This is a genomic window from Mycobacterium sp. ST-F2 (genome assembly GCF_001905655.1).
Taxonomy (GTDB): domain Bacteria; phylum Actinomycetota; class Actinomycetes; order Mycobacteriales; family Mycobacteriaceae; genus Mycobacterium.
The window spans coordinates 43186-68337 of record NZ_JMHT01000038.1 but is presented as its reverse complement, the minus strand read 5'-3'; the positions used below and the strand labels follow the sequence as shown (position 1 = coordinate 68337).

Sequence of the window (25152 nt, the reverse complement as noted above, 5' to 3'; positions counted from 1 at the left end):
CTCGACTTTACCGATGCGTGAAGTTCGGCGCGCGCTTCTCGGTGAAGGCCGCCATGCCCTCGGTCTGGTCGTCGGTGGCGAAAGCCGAGTGGAAGAGCCGGCGCTCGTAGAGCAGACCCTCGGCGAGCGTGCTCTCGAAGGCGCGGTTGACCGCTTCCTTGGCCATGCGCGACGCCGAAAGCGACATGCCGGCAATGGTTTTGGCAACGGCGTTGGCCTCTTCGAGCAGCTTGTCGGCGGGGACGACGCGCGACACCAGGCCGCAGCGCTCGGCTTCCTCGGCGTCCATGTTGCGGCCGGTGAGGATCAGGTCCATTGCCTTGGCCTTGCCCACCGCCCGGGTCAGGCGCTGGCTGCCGCCCATGCCCGGCAGCACACCCAGCTTGATCTCGGGCTGGCCGAATTTCGCGGTGTCGGCGGCGATCAGCAGGTCGCACATCATGGCCAGCTCACAACCACCACCGAGCGCGTAGCCGGCGACGGCCGCGATGGTGGGGGTGCGCGTCGCGGCGAACTTGTTCCACAGCGCGAAGAAATCCTGCGAGAACACGTCGGCGAACGTCAGGCTCGCCATCTCCTTGATGTCGGCGCCCGCGGCAAAGGCCTTCTCGCTGCCGGTGATGATGATGGCGCCGATGCCCGGGTCGGCGTCGAGTTCGGCTGCGGCCGTGGTGACTTCGGCCATCACCTGGCTGTTGAGCGCGTTGAGTGCCTTGGGGCGGTTCAGGGTGATGGTGGCGACGCGGTCGTCGCGGGTGACCAGGATGGTTTCGAAAGTCATCAGGGAATCCTAAAAGGTGAGGTCGGGGTCGGCGGAGACGAAGTACGTATCGACGTCGGTGGTGGTGACGTCCGACAGATGGGCCGGCGACCACTGCGGGTTGCGGTCCTTGTCGACGAGTTGGGCGCGGATGCCCTCGACGAAGTCGTGGGATTTGTGCGACGCCATCGAGACCCGGAATTCCTGAACGAGGACGTCCTCGAGGGTCGGCAGTTTCGCGGCGCGGCGCACGGCCTCCAGCGTGGCGGACAGTGCGATGGGGGACCTGGTGGCGATCAGGTCGGCCGCGGCGTTGGCGGCGGCATCGTCGCGGCTGCGCAGGTTCGCCAGGATCTCGGCGACGGTGTCGGCGGCGTAGCACTCGTCGATCCAATGCTGTTGCGCCAGAAGCTCACTGGCGGGCGGCTCGACAGCGTACTTCTTGACCGCTGCGTCGGGCCCATCGCTGATGACCAGATCGCGGAAGGCGGGCAGGTCGGCCTGTGGGACGAAGTGGTCGGCGAAGCCGAGGGCGATGGCGTCCGCGCCGGAGAACGGGGCGCCGGTGAGGGCGGCGTGCAGACCGATCAGGCCGGGCGCGCGGGACAGCAGGTACGTGCCGCCGACGTCGGGGACGAAGCCGATGCCCACCTCCGGCATGCCCATCTTCGTCTTCTCGGTGACGACGCGGATGTTGCCGTGCGCACCGACGCCGACACCGCCGCCCATCACGATGCCGTCCATCAGAGCGACGTACGGCTTGGGGTAGCGGCCGATGTGGGCGTTGAGCAGATATTCGTCGTGCCAGAACGTCCTGGCGTTGTCGTCTTGGGCCTTCGCGCTGTGATAGAGCGCGATGACGTCGCCGCCCGCGCACAGGCCGCGCTCGCCGGCCCCGGTCAGTAGGACCGCGCGCACGCTGTCGTCGTCCTCCCAGGCGTTGAGAGCCTCCGCGAGGCCCGTGACCATCGCATAGTTGAGCGAATTGATGGCCTTCGGACGGTTCAGCGTGACGACGCCGACGCCGTTCTCGACATTTACTAGGATATCCTCGTTTTCCGCCACGGTAAGCAATCTAGATCGTTGCGCGTCGCCTGCGCCGACCAGGTACCGTTTCACAGTAAGTTCCCAGTTTTTCCGTCTCGCCGGGAACCAACACCCGAAGCCGTACGTTGTGTGGGTGTTCGTCAGCAGACGGACCACAGCTTCAGGAGAGGAACCCGACGGTGCGCGAGAGCAGCAACCCGGTATTTCGTTCCCTGCCCAAGTCGCAGGGCGGTTACGCGCAATTCGGTAGTGGCGCCGCCGCATTTGGTGCCCAGCAGACCATGGCCCAGCCATACACCGAGTACCCGCCGCAGCAGGCCGGGTTCGCCCGGTCGCTGACCATCGATGACGTCGTCACCAAGACCGGCATCACGCTGGCGGCGGTCACGGCGAGTGCGGCCATTTCGTACTTCCTGATCATGGGCAACCTGGCGCTGGCCGGGCCGCTGGCCATGATCGGCGCGATCGGCGGTCTGGTGACGGTGCTCATCGCCACGTTCGGCCGTAAGCAGGACAACCCGGCGATCGTGCTCACCTACGCCGTACTCGAGGGCCTGTTCCTCGGTGCCTTCTCGTTCATCATGGCCAACTTCGCGGTGTCGGGCGTCAACGCCGGTGCCCTGATCGGACAGGCCATCCTCGGCACCTTCGGCGTGTTCTTCGGCATGCTCGTCGTCTACAAGACCGGCGCCATCCGCGTCACCCCGAAGTTCACCCGCATGATCGTCGCCGGCATGTTCGGTGTCGTGGCGCTGATGCTGGGCAACCTGATCATCGGATTCTTCAACGGTGGCGCCGGCATGGGCCTGCGCAGCGGTGGCACCATCGCGATCATCTTCTCGCTGGTCTGCATCGCGCTGGCGGCGTTCAGCTTCCTGCTCGACTTCGACGCTGCCGACCAGATGATCCGCGCCGGTGCGCCTGCGAAGGCGGCGTGGGGCGTCGCGCTCGGCCTGACCGTCACCCTGGTCTGGCTGTACGTGGAAATCCTGCAACTGCTGAGTTACTTCAACAACGACTAGCTCCGTTGACAGAGAAGGGGCGTCCGCTTCGGCGGGCGCCCCTTCTTCGCGTCGTGCTCAGACCGCGCGCGGCCTGACCCGGCCGGCAGCTTCGGCAGCGTTGCGGCGTGCGGTGTCGACGTCCTCGGCTCGGGCCAGGGCCACGCCCATCCGGCGGGTGCGGAAGCTCTCCGGCTTGCCGAACAGCCGAATGTCGGTGCCCGGCACCTGCAGAGCCTCATCGACACCGTCGAAGACGATGCCCTCGGCCTCGACGCCGCCGTAGATCACCGCGCTGGCACCAGGGCTCTTGAGCGACGTGTCCACGGGCAGTCCGAGGATGGCGCGGGCGTGGAGTTCGAACTCGTTCTGCCACTGCGTGATCATGGTCGTCATACCGGTGTCGTGCGGCCGCGGGCTGACTTCGCTGAACCACACCTGGTCGCCCTTGACGAACAACTCGACGCCGAAAACGCCCTGCCCGCCAAGGTTTTCCGTGACCTTGTGCGCGATCTGCTGCGCGTTGGCCAGGGCGGTGGCCGACATCGGGTGCGGCTGCCAGCTCTCCACGTAGTCGCCGGAGACCTGCCGGTGCCCGATCGGTTCGCAGAACTGCGTCTCGACTTCGCCGTTCGCGCCACGAGCGCGGACGGTCAACAGCGTGATCTCGTAATCGAAGTCGACGAAGCCCTCGACGATGATGCGGGTGTTGGTCACGCGGGCCCCGCCCATGGCGTAGTCCCAGGCCTTCGCGACGTCGTCCGGTCCGTCGAGCTTGCTCTGGCCCTTGCCCGAGCTGCTCATCACAGGCTTCACCACGCAGGGGTAGCCGATGCCACCGTCGATGGCTGCTTGCAGTTCCTCGAGGGAATCGCAGAACTTGTACGGGCTCGTCGGCACCCCGAGCTCCTCGGCGGCCAGCCGGCGGATGCCCTCGCGGTCCATGGTCAGGCGGGCGGCCCGGGCGGTCGGGATCACCCGCACCACGCCGGCCTCCTCGAGTTCCTGCAGCGTCGGCGTCGCGATGGCCTCGATCTCCGGCACCACGAGGTCCGGTTTCTCGGCCTCGATGAGCGCCTTGAGCTGGTCGGGGTCGGTCATCGAGATGGTGCGCGCATGGTGGGCCACCTGGTGTCCCGGCGCGTTCTCGTAGCGGTCGACGGCAATGGTCTCGACGCCCAGGCGCTGCAGTGCGATCAGCACTTCGCGACCGAGTTCGCCGGAGCCGAGCAGCATTACCTTGGTCGCGTTCGGCGACAGTGGGGTTCCGATGGTGATCATCGGGGGCAGAGTCTATGGGTTCGGGTCCGAATTGAGTTGCGCAAGGTCGGCGCTGTCGTGGTCCGCCGGCCCGTTGATCCTGTACTGAGGGTGTAGGTTTCTCGTACTTTTGCGCCGTGGTTTCAGGGTCAAGTTGCAGGTGGCCCATCGGCGCATTGACCCTGTACTGATGGCGCGAACTACTCGCACGAATGCGCCGCGGATACAGACTCAACGTGAGTTATCCACAGTTCGGAGTTGATTCACACACCATGGCGGTGCCGGCGCTATCGAGACACTTCTGTCAGCGGAGCGGCAGACGGTTGCGTCATGACCACCGAATCGGACCCATTCATCGGCAGCGAGGCGCTCGCAGGTCGATCGCTCACCCGCTACGAGCTGCGCCGCTACTACCGGGCGATACTGCCGAACATCTACGTGGACAAGCGAATTGACCCGTCGCTCTACCAGCGTAGCCAGGCCGCGTGGCTGTGGTCTGGACGCGAGGCCACCATTGCCGGGCATGCCGCGGCCGCCCTTCACGGGGCGAAGTGGGTGCCTGATGACGCACCGATAGAACTCATCCACGCCAATACCAGGCCGCCCAGGAACGTCATCGCCCGTGATGACCTGCTCTTCGCCGACGAGAGCCAGTTGCTCGGCGGATTGCCGGTGACGACGCCGCACCGTACGGCGTTCGACCTCGGGCGACGCGGGTCGTTCGTTGAGGCGGTTGCCCGACTTGACGCACTCGGTGCTGCCACCGGATTCAATGTCGACGCAGTGCTCGAGGTGGCGGGGCGCCACCGGCACGCACGGGGTTTGCGCCAATTGGATCGGGCTCTGGATCTCTACGACCCGGGCGCCCAATCCCCGCAAGAATCCTGGCTTCGACAATTGCTGATCGCGGAAGGCTTTCCACGGCCTCAGACTCAAATCCCGGTGCCCGGCCCTGATGGCCGCGCCAAGTACTTCCTCGACATGGGATGGGAGGACATGATGCTGGCTGTCGAGTACGACGGCGAGCAGCATGCGGGCCAGATCGGCTACGACATCGTGCGCAGCGAGTACATCGCCGGCGTCGGGTGGACGGTGGTCAGAGTGGCCGCCGGACATCGCCGGGCGGAGATCATCGCGTGGGTGAATCGGGCCTGGGCGCGGGCACTCTATCGACGAAACCCTGCGGTATTTCTGCCTGCGCCGACTTGAGTTGAGCCGTGGGTTCAGGGTGAACGCAAGACGCCCCCAGAAACACGTTGACCCTGTACCTGGGCCGCAAGTCACTTGAACTTTTGCGCCCTGAGTACAGGGTCAACGCGAGGCGGCGGGACGCCGCTTCAGAGACTGCTCCAGAGACTTACGAAAGCCGCTCGATGATCATCGCCATACCCTGGCCACCACCGACACACATGGTCTCGATGCCGAACTGCTTGTCGTGGGTCTGCAGGTTGTTGATCAGCGTCGCGGTGATGCGGGCGCCGGTCATGCCGAACGGGTGGCCGAGGGCGATGGCGCCACCGGAGACGTTCAGGCGGTCTTCGTCCATGCCCAGGGCACGGGCCGAGCCCAGCACCTGCACGGCGAAGGCCTCGTTGATCTCGTAGAGGTCGACGTCGCCGATGGCCATGTTGGCACGGCCGAGGGCCTGCTTGACGGCCTCGATCGGGCCCAGACCCATGATCTCCGGCGACAGGCCCGACACCCCGGTCGAGACGATGCGCGCCAGCGGGGTCAGGCCGAGGGCCTTGGCCTTCTCGTCGCTCATGATCACGAGGGCCGCGGCGCCGTCGTTCAGCGGGCAGGCGTTACCGGCGGTGATGGTGCCGTTCGGGCGGAACACCGGCTGCAGCTGGCTGATCTTCTCGTAGGTGGTGCCGGCGCGCGGGCCGTCATCCTTGGAGACGATGGTGCCGTCGGGCAGGGTGACCGGGACGATCTCGCGCTCGAAGAAGCCGGCGTTGATGGCTTCCTCGGCCTTGTTCTGCGAGCGGACGCCCCAGTGGTCCTGGTCCTCACGGCTGATGCCGGTGTGCAGCACGACGTTCTCGGCGGTCTGGCCCATGGCGATGTAGACGTCGGGCAGGACGCCGTCTTCGCGGGGGTCGTGCCACTCGGTGGCGCCCTCGGCCTGCTTGAGGGTGCGGGCCTGAGCGTCGTCGAACAGCGAGTTCTTGCTGTTCGGGGCGCCGTCGGCAGCGCCGACGCCGAAGCGCGACACGGTCTCGACACCGGCCGAGATGAACACGTCGCCCTCGCCGGCCTTGATGGCGTGGAACGCCATCCGGGTGGTCTGCAGCGACGACGAGCAGTAGCGGTTGACGGTGGTGCCCGGCATGAAGTCGTAGCCGAGCTCGACGGCCACCGCGCGGCCGATGTTGTAGGCGGCCTCACCACCGGGCTGTCCGCAGCCGATCATCAGGTCGGCGACATCGCGCGGGTCGAGCGCGGGCACCTTGTCCAGCGCGGCGCGCACCATCTGGGCGGCGAGGTCGTCGGGCCGCATGGTGGCCAGCGAGCCCTTGACGGCACGGCCGATGGGGGAGCGGGCGGTGGAGACGATGACGGCTTCGGGCATGACGGAGCTCCTAAGGATCCAGGAAATACTTCCTGGCGAATTTATCCCGTGACGGGAGCGACGATCGGCGCGGGTACGCCTGTCGTGCGCCGCCACAGGCGTGACACGCCGGCCACCCGGGCCAGCAGGCTCGTCACGTCCGCGGTCCGGGAGACCAGCGCGGATGCCGGAGGCGAGTCAGTTGTCCACTCGCCCAACGCTTCACACAGGGCGGGCAGCAGCTGCTGGGCGGCCAGGGAGTATCCGGCTGCCGACGGATGGAACATGTCCGAGGAGAACAGCACCTCGGGTGCCTTGAGGAAATCGGGCGCCAGCAGGTCCGAGAACGGCACCGGTACGCCGCCGTACGACCGGACCTGTCCTGCCTGCGCGCGGGCGAGGCGCAGGCCGCGATTGCGGGCGACGAAACGCAGCGGCTGGGGGATGGCCGCGATGGCGCCGAAATCCGGGCAGGTGCCGACGATGACCACCGCGCCGCTGGCATGCAGGCGCTGCACCGCGTTGCCGAGCCGGCGGGCCGACTGGCCGATGCCGTTGACGGCGGTGATGTCGTTGGCGCCGATCATGATGACGGCGGCGTCCGGCGGGGGACCGGCCACGAACATGGCGTCGATCTGGCCGGACAGGCCCTTGGACGTGGCCCCGACGATGGCCTTGGTCGACAGCCGGATGCGCTTGCCGGACTGATGCGCCAGGCCGCGGGCCAAGAGCACGCCGGGCACCTCGTCGGCGACGCGGCAGCCGTAGCCGGTGGCGGTCGAGTCGCCGAAGATCATCAGGTGGAGGTCGAAAGGCACGCCACGCTGCCACTTTTCGACGGGTCCGCCGGCGGGGCTGTAGACGCCGTCGGCGCGGGGCGGGACTTCCCAGGACTTGGGGATGACCCGGCGCGCCTTGGCCGCCTGGCCGCTCAAAAGGTTTCGTGCCCCGACGTAGGCCGAGCCCGTCGAGGCAATGGTGGCTGCGGTCGCCAGAGCGATGGTCGTCCGGCGCGGTGCACGTATGCCCACGACGTTCAGTTTAGGTCGGTTGCGGAGATTCGCAGGTCGATGAACCGCGGGCGCCTCGGTTACGTAAACATATCGACTGTGGCATCAATTCGGCGACTTTGATTGTTGATCTATGTACCAGTGGCAAGCTAAGTTACGCGGGTTGTCTGAAAAGTGACGTAAATAACGAAGTGCACCGGAACTACAAAGGCGTAGGAGTGGTGGCGATGACCGCACCGAGCAGGGTTGTCAGAACCCATAGTGTTGCTATAAGTCCTGTTAAGGGGCGGAAACCACGCCGCTATCCGGTCAGCGACGGCGCGCCGGTAGAGGTCATCGAGGACGGTCCGAGCCTCGCCGGCCGGCTGATGTCGGTTGCCGCGACCCTCGCCATCAAGTCAACTCTGACCATCGGCAGCTACGCTCCGAAGGCCCCCTGGCCGTGGGGAATGGTCGACTTCGTCGCCCGGGTGATGAGGCCCGAGCCGGGTACCATCCGCGCGACCATCGGTTTGCCGAACTGTACGGCGCACCTCGTTCGAGCCAAGGGCGTGCTGCCGGCCGACGGCAGGCGCAGCGTCATCCTCTACATGCACGGCGGGGCATTCCTGACCTGCGGTGTGCACACCCACGGCCGCGTGGTCGGCGCGCTGTCGAAGTACGCCGACGCTCCCGTCCTGGTCGTCGACTACCGGATGATCCCGAAGCACTCGATCGGCCAGGCCATCGAGGACTGTTACGACGCCTACCGCTGGCTGCGCCTGAAGGGCTACGAGCCGGATCAGATCGTGCTGGCCGGGGATTCGGCCGGCGGCTACCTGTCATTGGCCCTGGCCGAGAAGCTGCAGGAGGACGGCGAGCTGCCGGCCGCCGTGGCGACCATGTCTCCGCTGTTCGAGATCGACAACGACAGCCGGGCCCAGCACCCGAACATGAAGTCCGACGCGATGTTCCCCGCGCACGCCTTCGATGCGCTGATCGAGCTCATCGAGCATGCCGCGTCGCGCCACATCGTCGACGGAAAGCCCGAAGAGGTCTACGAGCCGCTGGACCACATCGAGCCCGGGCTGCCGCGCACCCTGATCCACGTCTCGGGTTCCGAGGTCCTCCTCAACGATGCCCGCAAGGCCGCGCACATGCTGGCTGCCAGCGGCGTGCCGGTCGAGGTGCACGTGTGGCCCGGCCAGATGCACGTGTTCCAACTCGCTGCCCCGCTGGTCAAGGAAGCCGACCGCTCGCTGAAGCAGATCGGCGAGTACATCCGCGAGGCAACCTGGTAATCCCGCATGCGCAACCCGGGAGCGGCCTGACAACATGTACCCATGCGCATCGCCCGCCACGTAAGTGAACTCATCGGCAATACGCCTCTGGTCCAACTGAACTCGGTTGTGCCGGCGGGGTCGGGGGTGGTGGCGGCCAAGATCGAATACCTCAACCCCGGCGGCAGCGCGAAGGACCGCATCGCGGTCAAGATGATCGACGCCGCCGAGGCGGCCGGGCTGCTCAAGCCGGGCGGGACCATCGTCGAACCGACCTCCGGTAACACCGGTGTCGGGCTCGCCATCGTCGCGCAGCAGCGCGGCTACAAGTGCATCTTCGTCTGCCCGGACAAGGTCAGCGAGGACAAGCAGAACGTGCTGCGCGCGTACGGCGCCGACGTCGTCGTCTGCCCGACGGCCGTGGCCCCCGACCACCCGGACAGCTACTACAGCGTCTCCAACCGCCTGGTCACCGAGATCGACGGTGCCTGGAAGCCCGACCAGTACTCCAACCCGAACGGCCCGGCAAGCCACTACGAGACCACCGGCCCGGAAATCTGGGCCGACACCGACGGCAAGATCACGCATTTCGTCGCGGGCGTGGGTACCGGCGGCACCATCACCGGCACCGGCCGCTACCTCAAGGAGGTCTCGGACGGCCGGGTCAAGGTCGTCGGCGTCGACCCCGAGGGTTCGGTGTACTCGGGCGGCACCGGCCGGCCGTACCTGGTCGAGGGCGTCGGTGAGGACTTCTGGCCGTCGGCCTACGACCCGAGCGTGCCCGACGAGATCATCGCGGTGTCGGATGCCGACTCTTTCGAGATGACCCGGCGCCTGGCGCGCGAAGAGGCGCTGCTGGTCGGTGGCTCGTGCGGCATGGCCGCCGTCGCGGCGATCAAGGTCGCCGAGCGCGAAGGTCCCGACGCCGTCGTCGTCGTCCTGCTGCCGGATGGTGGAAGAGGTTATCTGTCAAAGGTTTTCAACGACGAGTGGATGTCGTCGTACGGCTTCCTGCGCACCCGGTTGGACGGCACGCCCGAGGAGCACACCGTCGGCGACGTGCTGCGCGGCAAGTCCGGCGCCCTGCCGGACCTGGTGCACACCCACCCGTCGGAGACGGTGCGCGACGCCATCGGCATCCTGCGCGAGTACGGCGTCTCGCAGATGCCCGTCGTCGGGGCCGAGCCACCCGTGATGGCCGGCGAGGTCGCGGGCAGCGTGTCCGAACGTGAGCTGCTCTCAGCGGTTTTCGAAGGCCGGGCCAAACTGGCCGACGCGGTGGCGCAGCACATGAGCCCGCCGCTGCCGCTCATCGGTGCCGGCGAGCTGGCCTCCGCGGCGGCCAAGGAACTGCGCGAGGTCGACGCCGTGATGGTCGTCGACGACGGCAAGCCCGTCGGCGTGCTGACGCGGCACGATCTGCTCGGGTTCCTGTCGCAGGGCGGCTCGCGTAAATAGCCGCGTAAGTGGGAGGGGATTGACTTATCTTCTCCGGTAGGGCGAGACCGCTCGCTTCTCGCTGTTCACCTTTGGAAAGGCCACAATGACCGAGTACCCGCCTCCGCCGCCCGGGAATTTCCCGCCGCCGCCTCCGGGCAATTTCCCGCCGCCTCCGCCAGGCGGTTACCCGCCGCCCGGTGGATATCCCGGCGCCGGCGGGCCGCCCGACAACAACCTGGTGTGGGGCATCCTCGTCACCATCTTCTGCTGCCTGCCGTTCGGCATCGTGTCGATCGTCAAGGCCACCCAGGTCTCCGGACTGTGGCAGCAGGGCCGGCCCGACCTCGCGCAAGCCGCGGCGGACGACGCCAAGAAGTGGGCCATGTGGGGTGCCATCGCCGGTGCCGTCGTGGCCGTCATCTACGTCCTGCTGATGCTCATCGGCGCGGTGTCGTTCTCGACGTCGTATTCCGGCTGACCAGGCAGACCAATGCAACACCTGCAGCGGCCCAAAGCGGTTGGCCCGCTCCTTGGGCCGCTCGGCGTTGCAGCCGTCGCCGGCGTGGCGTGCTGTGCAGTGTGGTTGAGCGATCCGACGGTGCCCGGTGGCCCCATTCCGGTCTGTCCGACGAAGGCGTTGCTGGGCACCGACTGTCCCGGCTGCGGCAGCATGCGAATGCTGTATTCCCTTATGCACGGCGACATTTCGGCTGCGCTCCGCTTCAACGCGGTCGCCGTGGTGGCGTTGATCCTGCTCGTCTGGTCATACGGCGCATGGACTTACGGTCGCGTGGCGGGCCGAAAAATCACCAGTTGGCAGCATCGTCGCTGGGCCGCTCCGGTTGTTTTGACGGTACTGTGCATTTGGTTTGTTATTCGCAATGTGCCGATAGCGCCGTTCATTTCGTTGTACGTGTAGTTCAGGTTGTAACTAGAAACGCCACATCGACATAGCTCGGAGGGACGAAACATGACGGACCAACCGACGGACGGCACTCCGCCGCCGGACGCCAACAAGCCGACGGAGTACATCCCGCAGCCGCCTCCGGGAGGGGCTCCGCCCCCGCCGCCTCCGGGAGGCGCTCCGACGGAGTACATCCCGCAGTCCCCGCCGGGCGGTTACCCGCCGCCGCCCCCTCCGGGGCAAGGTTTCCCGCCGCCTCCGCAGGGTGGCTACCCGCCCCCTCCGGGGCAAGGCTTCCCACCGCCCCCGCAGGGTGGTTACCCGCCCCCTCCGCAGGGTGGCTACCCGCCGCCTCAAGGTGGATATGCGCCGCCGCCGCCACCGCCGGGCGGTGCCTACCCGCCGCCTCCGCCGCCGCAGGGTGGTTTCGCGCCTCCGCCTCCCGGGGCGTACCCGCCGGCCGGGTACCAGTACGGTGCACCGGGCGGTCCGGCCCCGTTCAGCGTCGGCGACGCGGTGTCATGGGCGTGGAACAAGTTCACGAAGAATCCGGCACCGCTGATCGTGTCGATGCTGGTCTACGGTCTCATCGTCGGGGTGATCGCCGGCATCGTGGAGTTCAGCGCCTTCGGCCTGGCCGACACCTCGGTGTCGAGCTACTCGTCGGACGACTCGAGCTTCAGCTACTCCTACAGCGTCACCTCGCTCGGGGCGGCGAGCATCGCCATCCTGGTCGTCGGATATCTGGTGCTACTCGTTGTCGGAGCGGCGATCTCGTCGGCCCAGTACGTCGGCCTGCTCGGCATCGCTGACGGACAGCCGACCACCATCGGCTCGTTCTTCAAGCCGCGCTACATCGGCCCGATGATCCTGCTGACGCTCATCGTCGGCGTGCTCGTGGGTATCGGCTACGTGTTGTGCGTGATCCCCGGTTTGATCGTCGCATTGTTCGCGATGTTCTCGCACGCGGCTCTCATCGACCGCAATCTGCCACCGATCGACGCGCTGAAGGCCAGCATCGAGATCGTGAAAGCCAATGTCGGACAGGTCATCCTGGTCTGGCTGGTGGCCGGGCTCATCGCCGCGGCAGGCGTGCTCGCCTGTGGTGTGGGTGTTCTGGTCTCGGCTCCGGTTGCCTCGCTGATGCTGGTGTACACCTACCGTCGCCTCAGCGGTGGTCAGGTCGCCCCGCTGACGCCGTAGCGTCGTAGCCTGATTGGGGGACGTGGCCGTCGGTCGCGTCCCCCAAACGGTTTTACGGCAGCATCGAACGTGACAGGACGACGTGAACTACGCACCCTGGTGGACCCGCGTGGCGGCCAGTCTGATCGACCGGGTCCCGCCCGTGTTCGCCGTGGTCGGCGGCGCCCTGTTCGAGTGGTCGCAGCGCGAGACGAAATGCCTTGCCGAGCAAGCGGACTACAGCATCGGTCCGTACTGCGCCACCGGAAATTCGGTGGCCGGCGTCGTGGTCTGGGTGGCCTGCCTCGTGGTCGCGACGCTGTTCATGCTGTGGAATCACGGCTATCTGCAGGGCACTACGGGTTCGAGCCTCGGCAAGCGGCTGTTGTGCGTCCGGGTGGTCGCAGAAAAGACCGGGGAGCCCATCGGATTCGTCCGGTCGGTGGTGCGGCAGGTGACCCATCTGGTCGATGCCGCCCCGATGTTCGTCGGCTACCTGTTCCCGCTCTGGGATGCCAAGCGGCAGACCTTGGCGGACAAGCTGATGTCCACCGTCTGCGTGCGGCGGGAACGCGGAGTCAGCGGAACGCGCTGACTCCCGTCAAAGCCTGCGCGATCACCAGTTGGTGCACCTCGGACGTGCCCTCGTAGGTCAGCACCGACTCCAGGTTGTTGGCGTGCCGGATTACCGGGTACTCCAGGGTGATGCCGTTGGCGCCCAACAGGGTTCGGCATTGCCGCGCGATCTTGATGGCCTCGCGGACGTTGTTGAGCTTGCCGACGCTGACCTGCTCGGGCCGGATTTTCCCGGCGTCTTTGAGCCGGCCGAGCTGCAGGGCGAGCAGTTGCGCTTTGCCGAGTTCGACGGCCATGTCCGCGATCTTGGCCTGCGTCAGCTGGTATTCCGCGAGCGTCTTGTCGAACACCATGCGCGTGCCGACGTAGTCCAGCGTCGCCTGCAGACAGTCGCGGGCCGCGCCCACCGCGCCGAACACGATGCCGAACCGCGCCTCCGACAGGCAGCTCAGCGGGCCGGACAGGCCGCGGGCACCGGGCAGCCGCGCGGACTCGGGCAGCCGCACGTCGTCGAGGCTGAACTCCGAGGTGACCGAGGCCCGTAGCGACATCTTGCGGGTCATCTCCCGGGCGCTGAATCCCGGTGTGTCCGTGGGCACCGCGAATCCCAGCACGCCTTCCTCGGCGCGCGCCCACACCACCGCGACGTCGGCGACGGAGGCGTTGGTGATCCACATCTTCGAGCCGTTCAGCACCCAATCGTCACCGTCACGGCGCGCGGTGGTGCGCATGCCACCGGGGTTGGAGCCGAAGTCCGGTTCGGTGAGACCGAAACAGCCGATCAGGTCACCCGCGGCCATCCCGGGCAGCCACTGCTCGCGTTGTTCCTCGCTGCCCCAATGATGGATCGCGAACATCGCGAGCGAACCCTGCACCGAAACCAGTGACCGGATGCCGCTGTCGACGGCCTCCAGTTCCTGGCACACCAGCCCGTATGCGGTGGCGCTCGAACCGCTGCAGCCGTACCCCGTCAGGTGCATGCCGAGCAGGCCCAGCTTGCCGACCTCAGTGGCGATCTCACGCACCGGAACCGAACCGTTTTCGAACCACTCGGCGATGAACGGGCGCAGCCGCTGTTCGCCGAACTGGCGCACCATGGTGCGCAGTTCGATGTCCTCGGCGCTCAGCAGATCGTCCGTGCCGAGCAGGTTGTCGATCGAGGCTGTCATGGTGCAGTTCTACACCGGGAGTTCGGCGAAACGCGAGGGCGGGCCCCGGCTACGCTGGTCGCTCAGAGCTCGGATAGACGGGGTGGACGATGACTGAGCACGACCAGAACCAGGGCGCGGGAGCGCAGGAGGCGTCGACGCCGGCGTACGGCATGCCGCCGCTGCCGGCCTATGGCGCGGAGCTCTACCCGTCGACGCCTGCGCCCGAGGCATTTCCGCCGCCCCCGCCGCCGGCTACCGGGTACCCGGCCCCGGGTTACCCGCCGCCGGTCGCGCCGTATCCTCCTGTGGCCCAGGGCTATCCGGGCATGCCACCCATGCCCGGCATGATGCCGATGGGTTACGCGCCCGTGCCGAAGACCAACGGGCTGGCCATTGCGTCGTTGGTCTGCTCGCTACTGGGCCTGGTGACCTGCGCCGGCACCTCGATTCTCGGCGTGATCTTCGGACACCTCGCCAAGTCACAGATCAAGCAGAGCGGTGAGGAGGGTGAGGGCATGGCCCTCGCCGGTTTGATCGTCGGCTACATCGGTCTGGCGATCTTCGGGCTCATCGCCCTGTTCTACTTCGGCCTGATCGCGGTCATCGTGGGCAGCGGCAACAGCTACTGATCGGGGAGTCAAACAATGTCGAATCCATACGAGCCGACGTCGAATGCATACGAACCCGGCGACAGTTCCGGCCAGCAGCAGCCGGGCCAGCCGCAGTTCGGTCAGCCCGAATACCCGGGATACCCGCAGCAGCCCGGGTTCCAGCAGCCCGGCTACCCGCCGCCCGGATACCCGCCACCGGGCTATCCGCCGCAGCCGGGCTACGGCTATGCGCCGCAATACGCTGTCGACCCGTCCGCGCCGTACGGCCGTGACCCCCTGACGGGGTTGCCGTTGTCGGACAAGTCCAAGGTGACGGCCGGCCTGCTGCAGATCCTGTTGGGCGGCTTCGGCGTCGGGCGATTTTATCTCGGCTACACGACCATCGGTGTGCTCCAGCTCGTCGTCTCGGTCGTCACCTGCGGTATCGGTGCCATCTGGCCGCTGATCGACGGCATCATGATCCTGATGGGGAACGTTCCCGACACCCAGGGGCGCAAGCTGCGCGACTAGGCTGGCGCCTGTGAGTGAGCAGCGCAGCCAGGCAGACAACTACCGCGCCTACGGACCCGCGACCCGGGCCATTCATGCCGGGTTCCGGCCGGACCCACAGACCGGTGCCGTCAACACCCCGATCTACGCCAGTTCGACGTTCGCGCAGGACGGCGTCGGCGGGCTGCGCGGCGGGTTCGAGTACGCCCGCACCGGCAACCCGACCCGGGCGGCGCTGGAGACGGCACTGGCCGCGGTCGAGGGTGGAAACTACGGCCGCGCATTCAGTTCCGGCATGGCTGCCACCGACTGTGCGCTGCGCGCGGTGCTGCGTCCGGGCGATCACATCGTCATCCCCGACGACGCCTACGGCGGTACGTTCCGGCTGATCGACAAGGTCTTCACCCAGTGGGGCATCACGCACACGCCGGCCCAGCTGTCGAACCTCGACGAGGTACGCGCGGCCATCACGTCGAAGACCCGGCTGGTCTGGGTGGAGACGCCGACCAACCCGTTGCTCTCCATCGCCGACATCGCGGGCATCGTGCAGATCGCCGCAACGTCGGGCGTGAAGGTGTTGGTGGACAACACCTTTGCCTCACCGGCGCTGCAGCAGCCGCTCTCGTTCGGGGCGGACATCGTGCTGCATTCGACCACCAAGTACATCGGCGGGCACTCGGACGTCGTCGGCGGTGCGTTGGTGACCAATGACGAAGAGCTGGACGCGAAATTCGCGTTCCTGCAGAACGGCGCCGGTGCGGTGCCGGGGCCGTTCGACGCCTACCTGACCTACCGCGGCCTCAAGACGCTGCCGCTGCGGATGCAGCGGCACTGCGAAAACGCTTTGCGTGTCGCCGAATTCCTCAACGACCACAAGGCCGTCGCGACGGTGCTGTACCCGGGACTGTCGAGCCATCCGGGCTACGAGGTGGCCGCCAAGCAGATGAGCGGCTTCGGCGGCATGGTGTCGGTGCGGTTGCGCGGCGGTGAGCAGGCCGCACGCGAATTGTGCTCGCGCACAGAGATTTTCATCCTCGCCGAGTCTCTGGGCGGGGTGGAGTCGCTGATCGAGCACCCGGGCGCCATGACGCACGCGTCGACCGCGGGGTCTCAGCTCGAGGTGCCGAATGACCTGGTCCGGCTGTCGGTCGGCATCGAAGACATCGCCGACCTGATCGGTGACCTGGAGCAGGCGCTGGGTTAAACCAGGGCAGCCCGCACCGCGGCGGCCGTGACGGCGAGGTTCACCTCGGCCACGCCGGTCTCGTATTCGTTGACCCAGTGGCCGCTGGCGATGTCGCCGGCGCGCGCGTGCACCCAGCGCCAGCCGCGGTCGTTGAGGCTCATCAGCGAACCCAACCCGTCGACGGTGTGCAGCAGCGTCACGATGGCCGCGGTCGTCGGCGAGGGCGGCCTGCGGTCGAACAATGCCGACAGCAGCTCCGCACGGGCCCGGCCGACGCGCGCCCGGTCCGTCAGCGGCAACGCGTACTGCGGGCGGAATCTGTTGCCGCCCAACGGTTGCCGACGCAGCTGCCCGGCTCGCTCCAGCTGGTCGATGAGGCTGCCCTCGGTGCGTTTGTGTAGCTTCGAGAGCACGGCGGCGGGCCGCCGCGGCCGCTTGCGAAGCAGTTCCAGTGCCGGTGCCGACACCGGGTCGACGGCGTCGTCGCCGGAGAGGGCGACCAGGTGGCCGTCGGGAGCGCTGTCACCTGGCGAGGCGGGCCGAATACGGCACGCCAACGCCAGGTCCAGCAGGACGGCACCGGACAACACCCGGTGCCGACGTGGTTGATCAAGACCTGGCTGTGCGGACGAATTGTCCAGGAGAAGCAGATACAGGTCCTCGGCGATCTGAGCCATGAAAAGTCAGCCGACGGCTTCAGCCGCCGAAGGGCTAGGCGTGGTAGGGCTCAGCCTTGACCAGCGTCACCTTGACGGTGGCGCCGCTCGGCACCGTGTAGCTGCGCTCCTCGCCGACCTTCGCGTCGATCAGCGCGTGGCCGAGCGGCGAGTTGGGGGAGTACACCTCGAGCTTGCCGTCGGTGACGCCTTCCTGGCGGGTGGCGATGAGGAACGTCTCGGTGTCGTTCTGGTCGCCGTCGTAGTAGACGGTCACCACGGAACCGGGCAGCGCGACGCCGGACTTCTTCGGTGCCTCGCCGACCTTGGCGTTGTTCAGCAGTTCCTGCAGCTGGCGGATGCGGGCTTCCTGCTGGCCCTGCTCTTCGCGGGCCGCGTGGTAGCCGCCGTTCTCGCGGAGGTCGCCCTCTTCGCGGCGGTCGTTGATCTCGGCAGCGATGACCGGGCGGTTCGCGATCAGCTGATCGAGCTCAGCCTTCAGGCGCTCGAATGCTTCTTCGGTGAGCCAGGTGACCTGGGTATCGGTCATGTCTGCTGCTCTCCTGTCGTTGTAAGCGTGCGTGTATGCCCGGGCGTCGTGTCCGGGTTGCCCCGTTACCGGGGCCGGCGGTGCTGCGATCGCGAGAGCAGGTCTAGGTCCCCCAGAAAGTGCCCGCTAATGCAGCAATACACGGCCCCAGTCGGAACCGTGTACTGAGCAAGCGTACCACTTGGGCGTCTCCAAACGGTCATGGTTTCGCAGTTCGGAGTTCGCCGGATGGTTGGCCGGCAGGCCATGGATCAGGGCGCGACGAGGTACGACGGAACGTCGGTGCCGCAACCGTACACATCGCCCACGACCGGCGGTTTTGTGGATTTCACGACGGCGGTCACCTGGACGGTCTTGGCCGCTGCCGGGGCGACCAGAATTTCGCGGCGCCCGGTTTCGCTGCCGTCGAGGGCCCGGGCCCGCACGATGCACACCGCGGGTTGGGCCGGGTCCTCGCGCGTGACGGAGATGGTCACCGCCACCGTCTCGTTGTCCACCAGTGTGTAGGTGCTCAGTTCACCCTTGACCGGGGAGGTCCCGAGCCGCTGGAAACCGACGAAGGCAAGCGCTACACCTGCGACGACGATGAGCAGAGTGAGGCCGATGGCCAGCCGGCGACGGGTCAGCCGGGACAGGCGTTGCTGCCCGTAGCGGGCGGTCGGACGCTCGATCATGGCTGGTTTGGGTGCCCCGTCGGTCGGTTCGGATTGCTTGGACTGGAACTATAGGACCCAGTGACATGGTTGGACTGCATCGAGTTGTCCCACCGAGTAGAGACAGTAGGTAAGGCACACGTGAGCGAACTGCGGTTGATGGCGGTGCACGCGCACCCCGACGACGAGTCGAGCAAGGGTGCGGCCACGACGGCCATGTACGCGGCCAACGGCGCCCGGGTCATGGTCGTGACCCTGACCGGCGGTGAGCGCGGTGACATCCTCAACCCGGCGATGGACATTCCCGAGGTGCACGGCCGCATCCACGAGGTCCGCCGTGACGAGATGGCGAAGGCCGCCGAGATTCTGGGTGTCGAGCACCACTGGCTGGGGTTCATCGACTCCGGGCTGCCCGAGGGCGATCCGCTGCCGCCGCTGCCCGACGGTTGCTTCGCGGTGGTGCCGATCGAAGAGCCCGTCCGCCGGCTCGTGCGGGTCATCCGCGAGTTCCGGCCGCACGTGATGACGACCTACGACGAGAACGGCGGCTACCCGCACCCCGACCACATCCGCTGCCACCAGGTGTCGATGGCCGCTTACGAAGCCGCCGCCGACCACGTCCAGTTCCCCGACGAGGGAGAGCCCTGGAGCATCTCGAAGCTGTACTACGGTCACGGCTTCCTGCGCCGGCGCATGCAGCTGTTGCAGGACGAGTTCGCCAAACATGGGGAAGTCGGGCCGTTCGAGAAGTGGCTCCAGCACTGGGACCCCGAGCACGATCCGTTCGCCAACCGGGTGACCACGCGCGTCGAATGCGCCGACTTCTTCGAGCAGCGTGACCAGGCCCTGCTCGCCCACGCCACCCAGATCGACCCGAACGGCGACTTCTTCCGCGCGCCCATCGAATGGCAGCAGCGGCTGTGGCCCACCGAGGAGTACGAATTGGCCCGATCCAGGGTTCCGGTGACGTTGCCCGAGACCGATCTGTTCACGGGAGTTCCGCTGTGATTGCTGTACCGCTGACCATCCTGCTGGCCGAGGGGCCGCGCCAGACGGGCCCTGACTTCGGCAAGGCCAGCCCGGCCGGGTTGGTGATCACGTTGATCCTGCTCATCGCCGTGATCGGACTGATCTGGTCCATGAACCGGCACCTGCGCAGGCTGCCCGAGTCCTTCGATCCGGCACATCCCGAACCGGACCAGGCGGTCGACGACGGCACTGTCGGCGGGGTGACGCACGATGCGCCGGCGGGCGACACTGGGCCTGACGGCACTACAAAGCCAGAAGCCGGGTAAGACTCCATGCATGGCAACGTCTGATGCACCGGGCTACTCATCGCGGCTCGTACCTCACCGCTTGATCGGCGCCCGATGAACACTCTCGCCCAGGCCACCAGCCCATACCTGCGCCAGCACGCCGACAATCCCGTGCACTGGCAGCAGTGGACACCCGAGGCGCTGGCGGAGGCCGCGGCGCGCGACGTGCCGATCCTGCTGTCCATCGGCTACGCGGCGTGTCACTGGTGTCACGTGATGGCGCACCAGTCGTTCGAGGACGACGAGGTGGCTGCGGTGACCAACGAGAACTTCGTGTGCATCAAGGTCGACCGGGAGGAACGTCCCGATCTCGACGCCATCTACATGAGTGCCACCGTCGCGATGACGGGCCAGGGCGGCTGGCCCATGACGTGCTTCCTGACCCCCGACGGCCGCCCCTTCTTCTGCGGCACGTACTACCCGAAAGACGGCTTCCTGCAGCTCCTTTCGGCCGTCACCAACACCTGGGAGAACCGGCGGGACGAAGTCGAGCAGGCCTCTGACCAGATCGCCGCCGAGCTGCGCAAGATGTCGTCGGGGCTGCCCGCCGGCGGGCCGGTGCCGTCGCCCGAACTGTGCGACCACGCCGTCGCCGCGGTGCTGCGCGACGAGGACGCCGAAAGAGGTGGCTTCGGTCGAGCCCCCAAGTTCCCGCCGTCGGCGTTGCTCGAAGCCCTGCTGCGGCACCACGAACGCACCGGCTCCGCGCTGGACGCGGTGGAACGTACCTGCACCGCGATGGCCCGCGGCGGCATCTACGACCAACTGGCCGGTGGCTTCGCCCGCTACAGCGTCGATGCCTCGTGGGTGGTGCCGCACTTCGAAAAGATGTTGTACGACAACGCTTTGCTGTTGCGCGTGTACGCGCACTGGGCCCGGCTGACCGGAAACCCGTTGGCGCGCAGGATCGCCGACGAGACGGCGCGGTTCATCATCAACGACCTCGGTGACGGCGGCATGTTCGTCTCGTCACTCGATGCCGACACTGCCGGGCATGAAGGCCTGACCTACGTGTGGACGCCCGCGGAGTTGGTGTCCGTTCTGGGTGACGACGACGGCCGTTGGGCCGCTTCGCTTTTCGAGGTCACCGACACCGGGACGTTCGAGCACGGCAGCTCGGTGCTGCAACTGCTGGCGGACCCCGACGATGCCGCGCGCTTCGAGCAGGTCCGCGCGAAGTTGATGGCCGCCAGGGCGTTGCGGCCGCAGCCAGGGCGCGACGACAAGGTGGTGACCGCCTGGAACGGGTTTGCCATCACGTCGCTCGCCGAGGCGGCCGTCGCGCTGGATGAGCCCGAATTCCTCGATGCCGCAACGGGTTGCGCCCGCCGGTTACTGGACCTGCATCTGGTCGACGGCCGGCTGCGGCGGGCCGGCCTCGGCGGCGTGGTCGGCGACAGCGTCGGCATTCTGGAGGACTACGCGGCGCTGGCGACGGGCCTGTTGACGCTGCATCAGGTGACCGGCGAACCGTCCTGGCGCGATGCAGCACAGTCCCTGCTCGACACCGCACTGGCACATTTCACCGATCCCGACCGGGGCGGCCGCTGGTTCGACACCGCCGACGACGCCGAGGCCTTGCTGGTGCGGCCCTCCGACCCCGTCGACGGGGCGACGCCGTCGGGCGCGTCGTTGGTTGCCGAGGCGTTGCTGACCTTCGCGCACCTGGCCGCCGAACCTGAGCGGTACGTCAATGCGGCCGCCGCGACTCTGGCGTCGGCGACCCCGATCCTGGCCCGTTCGCCGCGCGGCGGCGGGCACTGGTTGGCGGTCACGGAAGCGGCCGTCCGCGGTCCCATCCAGATCGCTGTGGCCTGCACCGGATCCGACTCCGAATTGCTCAGTGCCGCTCGCAGATTCGCCCCCGGTGGGGCGATCGTCGTCGGGGGTGCGGAAGGGTCGTCCACGTTGCTCGACGGGCGTGGTCTCGTCGACGGCCGAGACGCCGCATACGTCTGCCGCGGCCAGGTCTGCGACCTTCCGGTCACGACGGCAGGGGATCTGGCTGCCGCCCTCGGCGCGGCCGTGTAGCGTGCGGCGCATGCCCAGCGCCGAGCAGATCACCGAAAACGTCAACCGCTACCTGGACCTCGTCGACGTCGCCGACGCCGACGGGATCGCGGACCTGTACGCAGTCGATGCCGCCATCGAGGACCCGGTCGGTGGTGAGGTGCACGTCGGCCGTCAGACCATTCACGGCTTCTACTCGAACATCGCGGGCACCAAGAACTCCCACGAACTGCACACGCTGCGGGTCTGCGGCCACGAGGCGGCGTTCTACTGGAGCCTGACCGTCAACGGCGCCATGCGCATCGACATCATCAGCACCATGAACTTCGACGCCGAGGCCAAGATCACGTCCATGAAGGCGTACTGGGGCCCCGCGAACGTCACCCAGCTCTAGCGATTTGTGCACGATTTTCCGCGCCGACCGCGGAAAATCGTGCACGAATCCCTAGGAGAAGACCGCGAACCACATCGCGATGTAGTGGCAGATGGCCGCCACCGCGGTGCAGGCGTGGAAGAACTCGTGGTGGCCGAACGTCCGCGGCCACGGGTTGGGCCACTTGAGCGCGTAGAGCACGCCGCCGATCGAGTACAGCGCGCCGCCGACGATCAGCAGCACCACCGCGGTCACGCCCGCGCCTTCCAGGATCGGGCCGATGAACCACGCGGCGACCCAGCCCAACAGGATGTACAGCGGCACACCGAGCCAGCGCGGGGCCGTCGGCCACAGCATCTTCAGTGCCACGCCGGCCAGCGCCCCACTCCACACGATCCAGAACAGCAGCCAGCCGTCGGACTTCACCGCGAGCAGCGCGAACGGCGTGTAGCTGCCGGCGATGAAGATGAAGATCATCGAGTGATCGAGGCGCTTCATCCAGATGCGCGACTTCTCCGACTTCCAGGTCACCCGGTGATAGGTGCCGCTGACGGTGAACATCGCCACGATGGTGAAGGTGTAGAGCAACGTCGCCAATCCGGCACGCGTGCCCTGCATGGCCCACGACACCGAAACCAGTGCGGCACCGGCAAAGAACGCAACCACCGCGGAGTAGACGTGGATCCAGCCGCGGGCGCGCGGCCTGCCGAAGAATTCGACGACGCTTTCCACGACGACATCCGGCAGCGTTTCGGAGTGGCGGAGCACTGCGGCGGCGCGGTACGGCTTCGTCATGTTCGGCGGTGCCTCGGCCCGGTCGGAGGCAGCCGGATCTGTATTGCTCGGAGCGGTCAACGTTCCTCCACTAACAGCCATGGGATACCCAGAAGTCCACAGTAGTCTGGTTTCTCGTGGACATCATTCCTCCGCGCCTCAAGGAACCGGCCTACCGGCTGTATGAGCTGCGGCTGCGTCAGGAGCTTGCGCACTCGAAAGCGCAACTGCCACGCCATATTGCGGTGCTGTGCGACGGGAACCGGCGCTGGGCGCGTGAGGCAGGTCACGACGACGTCAGCTACGGCTACCGCATGGGCGCCGCCAAGATCGCCGAAGTGCTGCGCTGGTGCCAGCAGGCCGGTATCGAGATGGCGACCATCTACCTGCTCTCGACCGAGAACCTGCAGCGCGACCCGCAGGAGCTCGCGCCGCTGATCGAGATCATCACCGATGTCGTCGAAGAGATCTGCGCGCCCGACAAGCACTGGACCGTGCGCACCGTCGGCGACCTCGAGCTGCTCGGCGAGGAGCCGGCCAAGCGGCTGCGCGACGCCGTCGAGTCGACGGTTGAGCGCACGGACGCGTTCCACGTCAACGTCGCCGTCGGCTACGGCGGCCGGCAGGAGATCGCCGACGCGGTCCGCACCCTGCTGAGCAAGGAGCTGGCCAACGGCGCGACGGCCGAGGAACTCATCGAGGCCGTCACCGTCGACGGCATCTCCGAGAACCTCTACACCTCGGGCCAGCCCGACCCGGACCTCGTCATCCGCACGTCGGGGGAGCAGCGGCTCAGCGGATTCCTGTTGTGGCAGAGCGCCTATTCGGAGATGTGGTTCACTGACGCGCACTGGCCGGCTTTCCGGCGCGTCGACTTCCTGCGCGCGTTGCGTGACTACGCGCTGCGGAACCGCCGCTACGGAAAATAGCGTTCGTGCCAGACTGAAGACATGGCTGCGCTGTCGGCAGTGGTCTTCGCCCTGAGCTGGTGGCTGGGGCTGTATCTGCTGGCGCGCGATCCCCGCAAGCCGATGCTGGCGTGGTCGGCGTTCGGGTTGTGCAGCTTCGCCGTCGTGGTGGCCGTCGACGCGGTCCGGCTGGCCAGTGGCGCATCGACCGGTCTGCTCAGCCACGTCGAGGCATATCTCGCGGTGCTGCCCGGTATCGCCTGGCTCACGGTGCTGCTCGAACTGGCCCGGCCGGTCGACTCGCCGCGCGGCCGCTGGGGCGCCATCGCGGTGACGGCCGTGGCGGTGATCGCGTTGGTCGGGGCCGGCTTGTCCGGTGGCGTGCATCCGCCGCTGCGGCCGGGGCACTGGGTCATGGTCGGTGCCATCGCGTTATCGGCGTTCAGCGCACTCGTGCTGGCGGTGCGACGACTGCGCCGAGGCAGGTCGTCTCGCAAGATCGTCCCGGCGGTGGTGGCGGCGACCATCTTCTTCGGGCTCGGCAACGCCATCCTGCTCATCCCGCTGGGCCTCCTGCCGAGTTGGCTCGTCTTGGCGTCCGCGGCCTTCGATGTGCTGCTGCTGGGTATCGCGGTGGCGTGGTGGGACGCGTTCGACGAGGGACAGGCGCTGCGCGCCGGGATGCGCCGCTCGTTGGTCGGCAGTATGGCGGTGGCTGCGTTGTTCGGCGGCCAGGTGTTGATCGGCCTGGCGGTCACCGACGAGCGCGTGGCGCTCATGGTGCTGCTCTTCACCAGCCTCGCGGTGGCCATCGCGATCAACGTGCTGGCCGACCCACTGTCCGGGCTGCTGGACCGGCTGGCGTTCGCCCGCGAGCCCGACCTGCGGGCCGACCGCGCCGCGCTGCGCCGCACCGAGGCCGCGCTGCCGCTGCGCGCCGCCAACGCGCTCGACCACATCGATGACGAGACGTTTGTGCGGCTCACCCGTCGCGCCCTCGGCCACTACGCCGACCTATCCAAGCTCGTCGCATCACCGCTGACGACGCTGCCGGTGATCGATGAGCGGCTGGCCCGCCGCGGCGCGCCCGACCAGCCGCTGGAGCGCGCCAACGAACTCAAGGATTTGCTGGCCGACCGCATCGCGGCGCTCAAGCCACGGGATGGCGGCGACTTCGGCACCACAGAGCAGTGGCGGCACTACAACTCGCTGTACTTCCCGTACGTGGTCGGGGTGCGCGCCTACGCGCAGAACGCCACCGCGGCCGGACTCGACCCGGTGGCCCGTCAGGCGTGGCAGTGGTTCGTCACCGAAGTGCCGCAGCGGTCGCTGCACAACTGGCAGAACGCGGCGGCCCGGGTGATCGCCGCCGACCTGCGCGGTACCCCGGTGTCAACGCTGACCTAGTCAGCTCACGTCGCTGACCTGCGGTTGGCAGTGCCTGGCAGTAATCGGCAGCGTTTGGTGCAGACCGGGCAGCAC

General features: G+C 67.4%; 27 protein-coding genes. 17 read left to right on the top strand and 10 right to left on the bottom strand.

Translation table 11 applies throughout. The features are described from left to right. Window positions 1-7: 7 nt before the first annotated feature. The gene (locus tag EB75_RS15610) at window positions 8-781 is read right to left on the bottom strand and encodes an enoyl-CoA hydratase (RefSeq protein WP_020099179.1); all 774 of its coding nucleotides are present in this window, start codon (window positions 779-781) and stop codon (window positions 8-10) included. 9 nt (window positions 782-790) lie between these two features. Beyond that, entirely contained in the window at window positions 791-1825 is a 1035-nt protein-coding gene (locus tag EB75_RS15605; RefSeq protein ID WP_073696273.1) for an enoyl-CoA hydratase/isomerase family protein, read from the bottom strand. Between the two features lie 161 nt (window positions 1826-1986). On the opposite strand from EB75_RS15605, the gene EB75_RS15600 reads away from it, so the two are divergent. After that, the gene (locus tag EB75_RS15600; RefSeq protein WP_073696272.1) at window positions 1987-2829 is read left to right on the top strand and encodes a Bax inhibitor-1/YccA family protein; all 843 of its coding nucleotides are present in this window, start codon (window positions 1987-1989) and stop codon (window positions 2827-2829) included. A gap of 57 nt (window positions 2830-2886) precedes the next feature. On the opposite strand, the gene purT is transcribed toward EB75_RS15600, so the two are convergent. Next, the gene (gene purT, locus EB75_RS15595) at window positions 2887-4089 is read right to left on the bottom strand and encodes a formate-dependent phosphoribosylglycinamide formyltransferase (protein ID WP_073696271.1); all 1203 of its coding nucleotides are present in this window, start codon (window positions 4087-4089) and stop codon (window positions 2887-2889) included. 309 nt (window positions 4090-4398) lie between these two features. Between purT and EB75_RS15590 the strand changes: the two genes are divergently transcribed. Beyond that, window positions 4399-5277, top strand: coding sequence for an endonuclease domain-containing protein (locus EB75_RS15590; RefSeq protein ID WP_073696270.1), 879 nt, complete (start codon window positions 4399-4401; stop codon window positions 5275-5277). 148 nt (window positions 5278-5425) lie between these two features. Here the strand turns inward: EB75_RS15590 and EB75_RS15585 are convergent, their stop codons facing one another. Both EB75_RS15585 and EB75_RS15580 read right to left on the bottom strand, forming a co-directional pair. Continuing rightward, entirely contained in the window at window positions 5426-6643 is a 1218-nt protein-coding gene (locus EB75_RS15585; RefSeq protein ID WP_073696269.1) for an acetyl-CoA C-acetyltransferase, read from the bottom strand. 41 nt (window positions 6644-6684) lie between these two features. Then, on the bottom strand, window positions 6685-7653 hold the full coding sequence (locus EB75_RS15580; protein WP_073696268.1) for an SGNH/GDSL hydrolase family protein: 969 nt from the start codon (window positions 7651-7653) through the stop codon (window positions 6685-6687). 206 nt (window positions 7654-7859) lie between these two features. Between EB75_RS15580 and EB75_RS15575 the strand changes: the two genes are divergently transcribed. The 6 genes from EB75_RS15575 (at window position 7860) to EB75_RS15550 (ending at window position 13012) form a co-directional block, all read left to right on the top strand. Further along, window positions 7860-8912 carry an alpha/beta hydrolase gene (locus EB75_RS15575; protein WP_073696305.1) on the top strand — a complete coding sequence of 351 codons (1053 nt, stop codon included), beginning with the start codon at window positions 7860-7862 and terminating at the stop codon, window positions 8910-8912. A gap of 42 nt (window positions 8913-8954) precedes the next feature. Then, the gene (locus EB75_RS15570; RefSeq protein ID WP_073696267.1) at window positions 8955-10349 is read left to right on the top strand and encodes a cystathionine beta-synthase; all 1395 of its coding nucleotides are present in this window, start codon (window positions 8955-8957) and stop codon (window positions 10347-10349) included. 85 nt (window positions 10350-10434) lie between these two features. After that, complete coding sequence (locus EB75_RS15565) at window positions 10435-10809, top strand: CD225/dispanin family protein (protein WP_073696266.1); 375 nt, start codon at window positions 10435-10437, stop codon at window positions 10807-10809. A gap of 12 nt (window positions 10810-10821) precedes the next feature. After that, window positions 10822-11250: a DUF2752 domain-containing protein gene (locus tag EB75_RS15560; protein WP_073696265.1), complete on the top strand. Its 429-nt coding sequence runs from the start codon at window positions 10822-10824 to the stop codon at window positions 11248-11250. 51 nt (window positions 11251-11301) lie between these two features. After that, window positions 11302-12438 carry a YciC family protein gene (locus EB75_RS15555; RefSeq protein ID WP_083612303.1) on the top strand — a complete coding sequence of 379 codons (1137 nt, stop codon included), beginning with the start codon at window positions 11302-11304 and terminating at the stop codon, window positions 12436-12438. Window positions 12439-12520: 82 nt separating this feature from the next. Then, window positions 12521-13012 (top strand): RDD family protein, encoded by a 492-nt coding sequence (locus EB75_RS15550; protein ID WP_073696264.1) that lies wholly within the window; start codon window positions 12521-12523, stop codon window positions 13010-13012. Here the strand turns inward: EB75_RS15550 and EB75_RS15545 are convergent. Continuing rightward, window positions 12996-14162 (bottom strand): acyl-CoA dehydrogenase family protein, encoded by a 1167-nt coding sequence (locus EB75_RS15545; RefSeq protein WP_142239623.1) that lies wholly within the window; start codon window positions 14160-14162, stop codon window positions 12996-12998. The two genes, EB75_RS15550 and EB75_RS15545, sit on opposite strands and share 17 nt — an antisense overlap. Before the next feature lie 89 nt (window positions 14163-14251). Between EB75_RS15545 and EB75_RS29715 the strand changes: the two genes are divergently transcribed. From EB75_RS29715 to EB75_RS15530, 3 genes are read left to right on the top strand one after another with little or no spacing between them, the layout of a single operon-like run. Next, entirely contained in the window at window positions 14252-14773 is a 522-nt protein-coding gene (locus EB75_RS29715; protein ID WP_073696263.1) for a DUF4190 domain-containing protein, read from the top strand. 15 nt (window positions 14774-14788) lie between these two features. Continuing rightward, complete coding sequence (locus tag EB75_RS15535) at window positions 14789-15265, top strand: TM2 domain-containing protein (RefSeq protein ID WP_073696262.1); 477 nt, start codon at window positions 14789-14791, stop codon at window positions 15263-15265. Window positions 15266-15275: 10 nt separating this feature from the next. Then, on the top strand, window positions 15276-16448 hold the full coding sequence (locus tag EB75_RS15530; RefSeq protein ID WP_073696261.1) for a cystathionine gamma-synthase: 1173 nt from the start codon (window positions 15276-15278) through the stop codon (window positions 16446-16448). Here the strand turns inward: EB75_RS15530 and EB75_RS15525 are convergent. The 3 genes from EB75_RS15525 to EB75_RS15515 form a co-directional block, all read right to left on the bottom strand. Further along, a complete protein-coding gene (locus tag EB75_RS15525; protein WP_073696260.1) occupies window positions 16445-17107 on the bottom strand; it encodes a GOLPH3/VPS74 family protein in 663 nt (220 codons plus the stop codon). The genes EB75_RS15530 and EB75_RS15525 overlap by 4 nt on opposite strands. Window positions 17108-17141: 34 nt before the next feature. Continuing rightward, window positions 17142-17636: a transcription elongation factor GreA gene (gene greA / locus EB75_RS15520; protein WP_020099198.1), complete on the bottom strand. Its 495-nt coding sequence runs from the start codon at window positions 17634-17636 to the stop codon at window positions 17142-17144. A 251-nt stretch (window positions 17637-17887) separates the two neighbouring features. Next, window positions 17888-18310, bottom strand: coding sequence for a DUF4307 domain-containing protein (locus EB75_RS15515; protein WP_073696259.1), 423 nt, complete (start codon window positions 18308-18310; stop codon window positions 17888-17890). Between the two features lie 120 nt (window positions 18311-18430). Here EB75_RS15515 and mca point away from each other — a divergent pair, with 120 nt between their 5' ends. The 4 genes from mca to EB75_RS15495 all read left to right on the top strand — a co-directional run bounded on the left by mca (window position 18431) and on the right by EB75_RS15495 (window position 22009). Next, a complete protein-coding gene (gene mca, locus EB75_RS15510) occupies window positions 18431-19297 on the top strand; it encodes a mycothiol conjugate amidase Mca (RefSeq protein ID WP_073696258.1) in 867 nt (288 codons plus the stop codon). Continuing rightward, window positions 19294-19584, top strand: a complete 291-nt coding sequence (locus tag EB75_RS15505; RefSeq protein ID WP_073696257.1) for a hypothetical protein — start codon at window positions 19294-19296, stop codon at window positions 19582-19584. The genes mca and EB75_RS15505 overlap by 4 nt, the downstream gene beginning before the upstream one ends. Before the next feature lie 75 nt (window positions 19585-19659). Next, window positions 19660-21636, top strand: a complete 1977-nt coding sequence (locus EB75_RS15500) for a thioredoxin domain-containing protein (RefSeq protein ID WP_073696256.1) — start codon at window positions 19660-19662, stop codon at window positions 21634-21636. Between the two features lie 10 nt (window positions 21637-21646). Further along, the gene (locus tag EB75_RS15495; protein ID WP_073696302.1) at window positions 21647-22009 is read left to right on the top strand and encodes a nuclear transport factor 2 family protein; all 363 of its coding nucleotides are present in this window, start codon (window positions 21647-21649) and stop codon (window positions 22007-22009) included. 51 nt (window positions 22010-22060) lie between these two features. Here the strand turns inward: EB75_RS15495 and trhA are convergent, their stop codons facing one another. Beyond that, on the bottom strand, window positions 22061-22783 hold the full coding sequence (gene trhA / locus EB75_RS15490; protein ID WP_073696255.1) for a PAQR family membrane homeostasis protein TrhA: 723 nt from the start codon (window positions 22781-22783) through the stop codon (window positions 22061-22063). A gap of 116 nt (window positions 22784-22899) precedes the next feature. Between trhA and EB75_RS15485 the strand changes: the two genes are divergently transcribed. Together EB75_RS15485 and EB75_RS15480 are read left to right on the top strand one after the other, a co-directional pair. Next, window positions 22900-23691 (top strand): (2Z,6E)-farnesyl diphosphate synthase, encoded by a 792-nt coding sequence (locus tag EB75_RS15485; protein ID WP_073696254.1) that lies wholly within the window; start codon window positions 22900-22902, stop codon window positions 23689-23691. A 21-nt stretch (window positions 23692-23712) separates the two neighbouring features. Beyond that, a complete protein-coding gene (locus EB75_RS15480; protein WP_073696253.1) occupies window positions 23713-25077 on the top strand; it encodes a hypothetical protein in 1365 nt (454 codons plus the stop codon). The last annotated feature ends 75 nt before the right edge of the window (window positions 25078-25152 follow it).

Excerpts from the sequence above, each read along its gene's own strand:
- EB75_RS15535 (WP_073696262.1), top strand. The coding sequence starts at position 14,789 with ATGTCGAATCCATACGAGCCGACGTCGAATGCATACGAACCCGGCGAC.
- EB75_RS15560 (WP_073696265.1), top strand. The coding sequence starts at position 10,822 with ATGCAACACCTGCAGCGGCCCAAAGCGGTTGGCCCGCTCCTTGGGCCG.
- EB75_RS15610 (WP_020099179.1), bottom strand. The coding sequence starts at position 781 with ATGACTTTCGAAACCATCCTGGTCACCCGCGACGACCGCGTCGCCACC.
- EB75_RS15545 (WP_142239623.1), bottom strand. The coding sequence starts at position 14,162 with ATGACAGCCTCGATCGACAACCTGCTCGGCACGGACGATCTGCTGAGC.
- EB75_RS15570 (WP_073696267.1), top strand. The coding sequence starts at position 8,955 with ATGCGCATCGCCCGCCACGTAAGTGAACTCATCGGCAATACGCCTCTG.
- trhA (WP_073696255.1), bottom strand. The coding sequence starts at position 22,783 with ATGACGAAGCCGTACCGCGCCGCCGCAGTGCTCCGCCACTCCGAAACG.
- EB75_RS15590 (WP_073696270.1), top strand. The coding sequence starts at position 4,399 with ATGACCACCGAATCGGACCCATTCATCGGCAGCGAGGCGCTCGCAGGT.
- EB75_RS15515 (WP_073696259.1), bottom strand. The coding sequence starts at position 18,310 with ATGATCGAGCGTCCGACCGCCCGCTACGGGCAGCAACGCCTGTCCCGG.
- EB75_RS15555 (WP_083612303.1), top strand. The coding sequence starts at position 11,302 with ATGACGGACCAACCGACGGACGGCACTCCGCCGCCGGACGCCAACAAG.
- EB75_RS15575 (WP_073696305.1), top strand. The coding sequence starts at position 7,860 with ATGACCGCACCGAGCAGGGTTGTCAGAACCCATAGTGTTGCTATAAGT.
- EB75_RS15525 (WP_073696260.1), bottom strand. The coding sequence starts at position 17,107 with ATGGCTCAGATCGCCGAGGACCTGTATCTGCTTCTCCTGGACAATTCG.
- EB75_RS15500 (WP_073696256.1), top strand. The coding sequence starts at position 19,660 with ATGAACACTCTCGCCCAGGCCACCAGCCCATACCTGCGCCAGCACGCC.
- EB75_RS15585 (WP_073696269.1), bottom strand. The coding sequence starts at position 6,643 with ATGCCCGAAGCCGTCATCGTCTCCACCGCCCGCTCCCCCATCGGCCGT.
- greA (WP_020099198.1), bottom strand. The coding sequence starts at position 17,636 with ATGACCGATACCCAGGTCACCTGGCTCACCGAAGAAGCATTCGAGCGC.
- EB75_RS15565 (WP_073696266.1), top strand. The coding sequence starts at position 10,435 with ATGACCGAGTACCCGCCTCCGCCGCCCGGGAATTTCCCGCCGCCGCCT.
- EB75_RS29715 (WP_073696263.1), top strand. The coding sequence starts at position 14,252 with ATGACTGAGCACGACCAGAACCAGGGCGCGGGAGCGCAGGAGGCGTCG.
- EB75_RS15495 (WP_073696302.1), top strand. The coding sequence starts at position 21,647 with ATGCCCAGCGCCGAGCAGATCACCGAAAACGTCAACCGCTACCTGGAC.
- purT (WP_073696271.1), bottom strand. The coding sequence starts at position 4,089 with ATGATCACCATCGGAACCCCACTGTCGCCGAACGCGACCAAGGTAATG.
- EB75_RS15480 (WP_073696253.1), top strand. The coding sequence starts at position 23,713 with ATGGCTGCGCTGTCGGCAGTGGTCTTCGCCCTGAGCTGGTGGCTGGGG.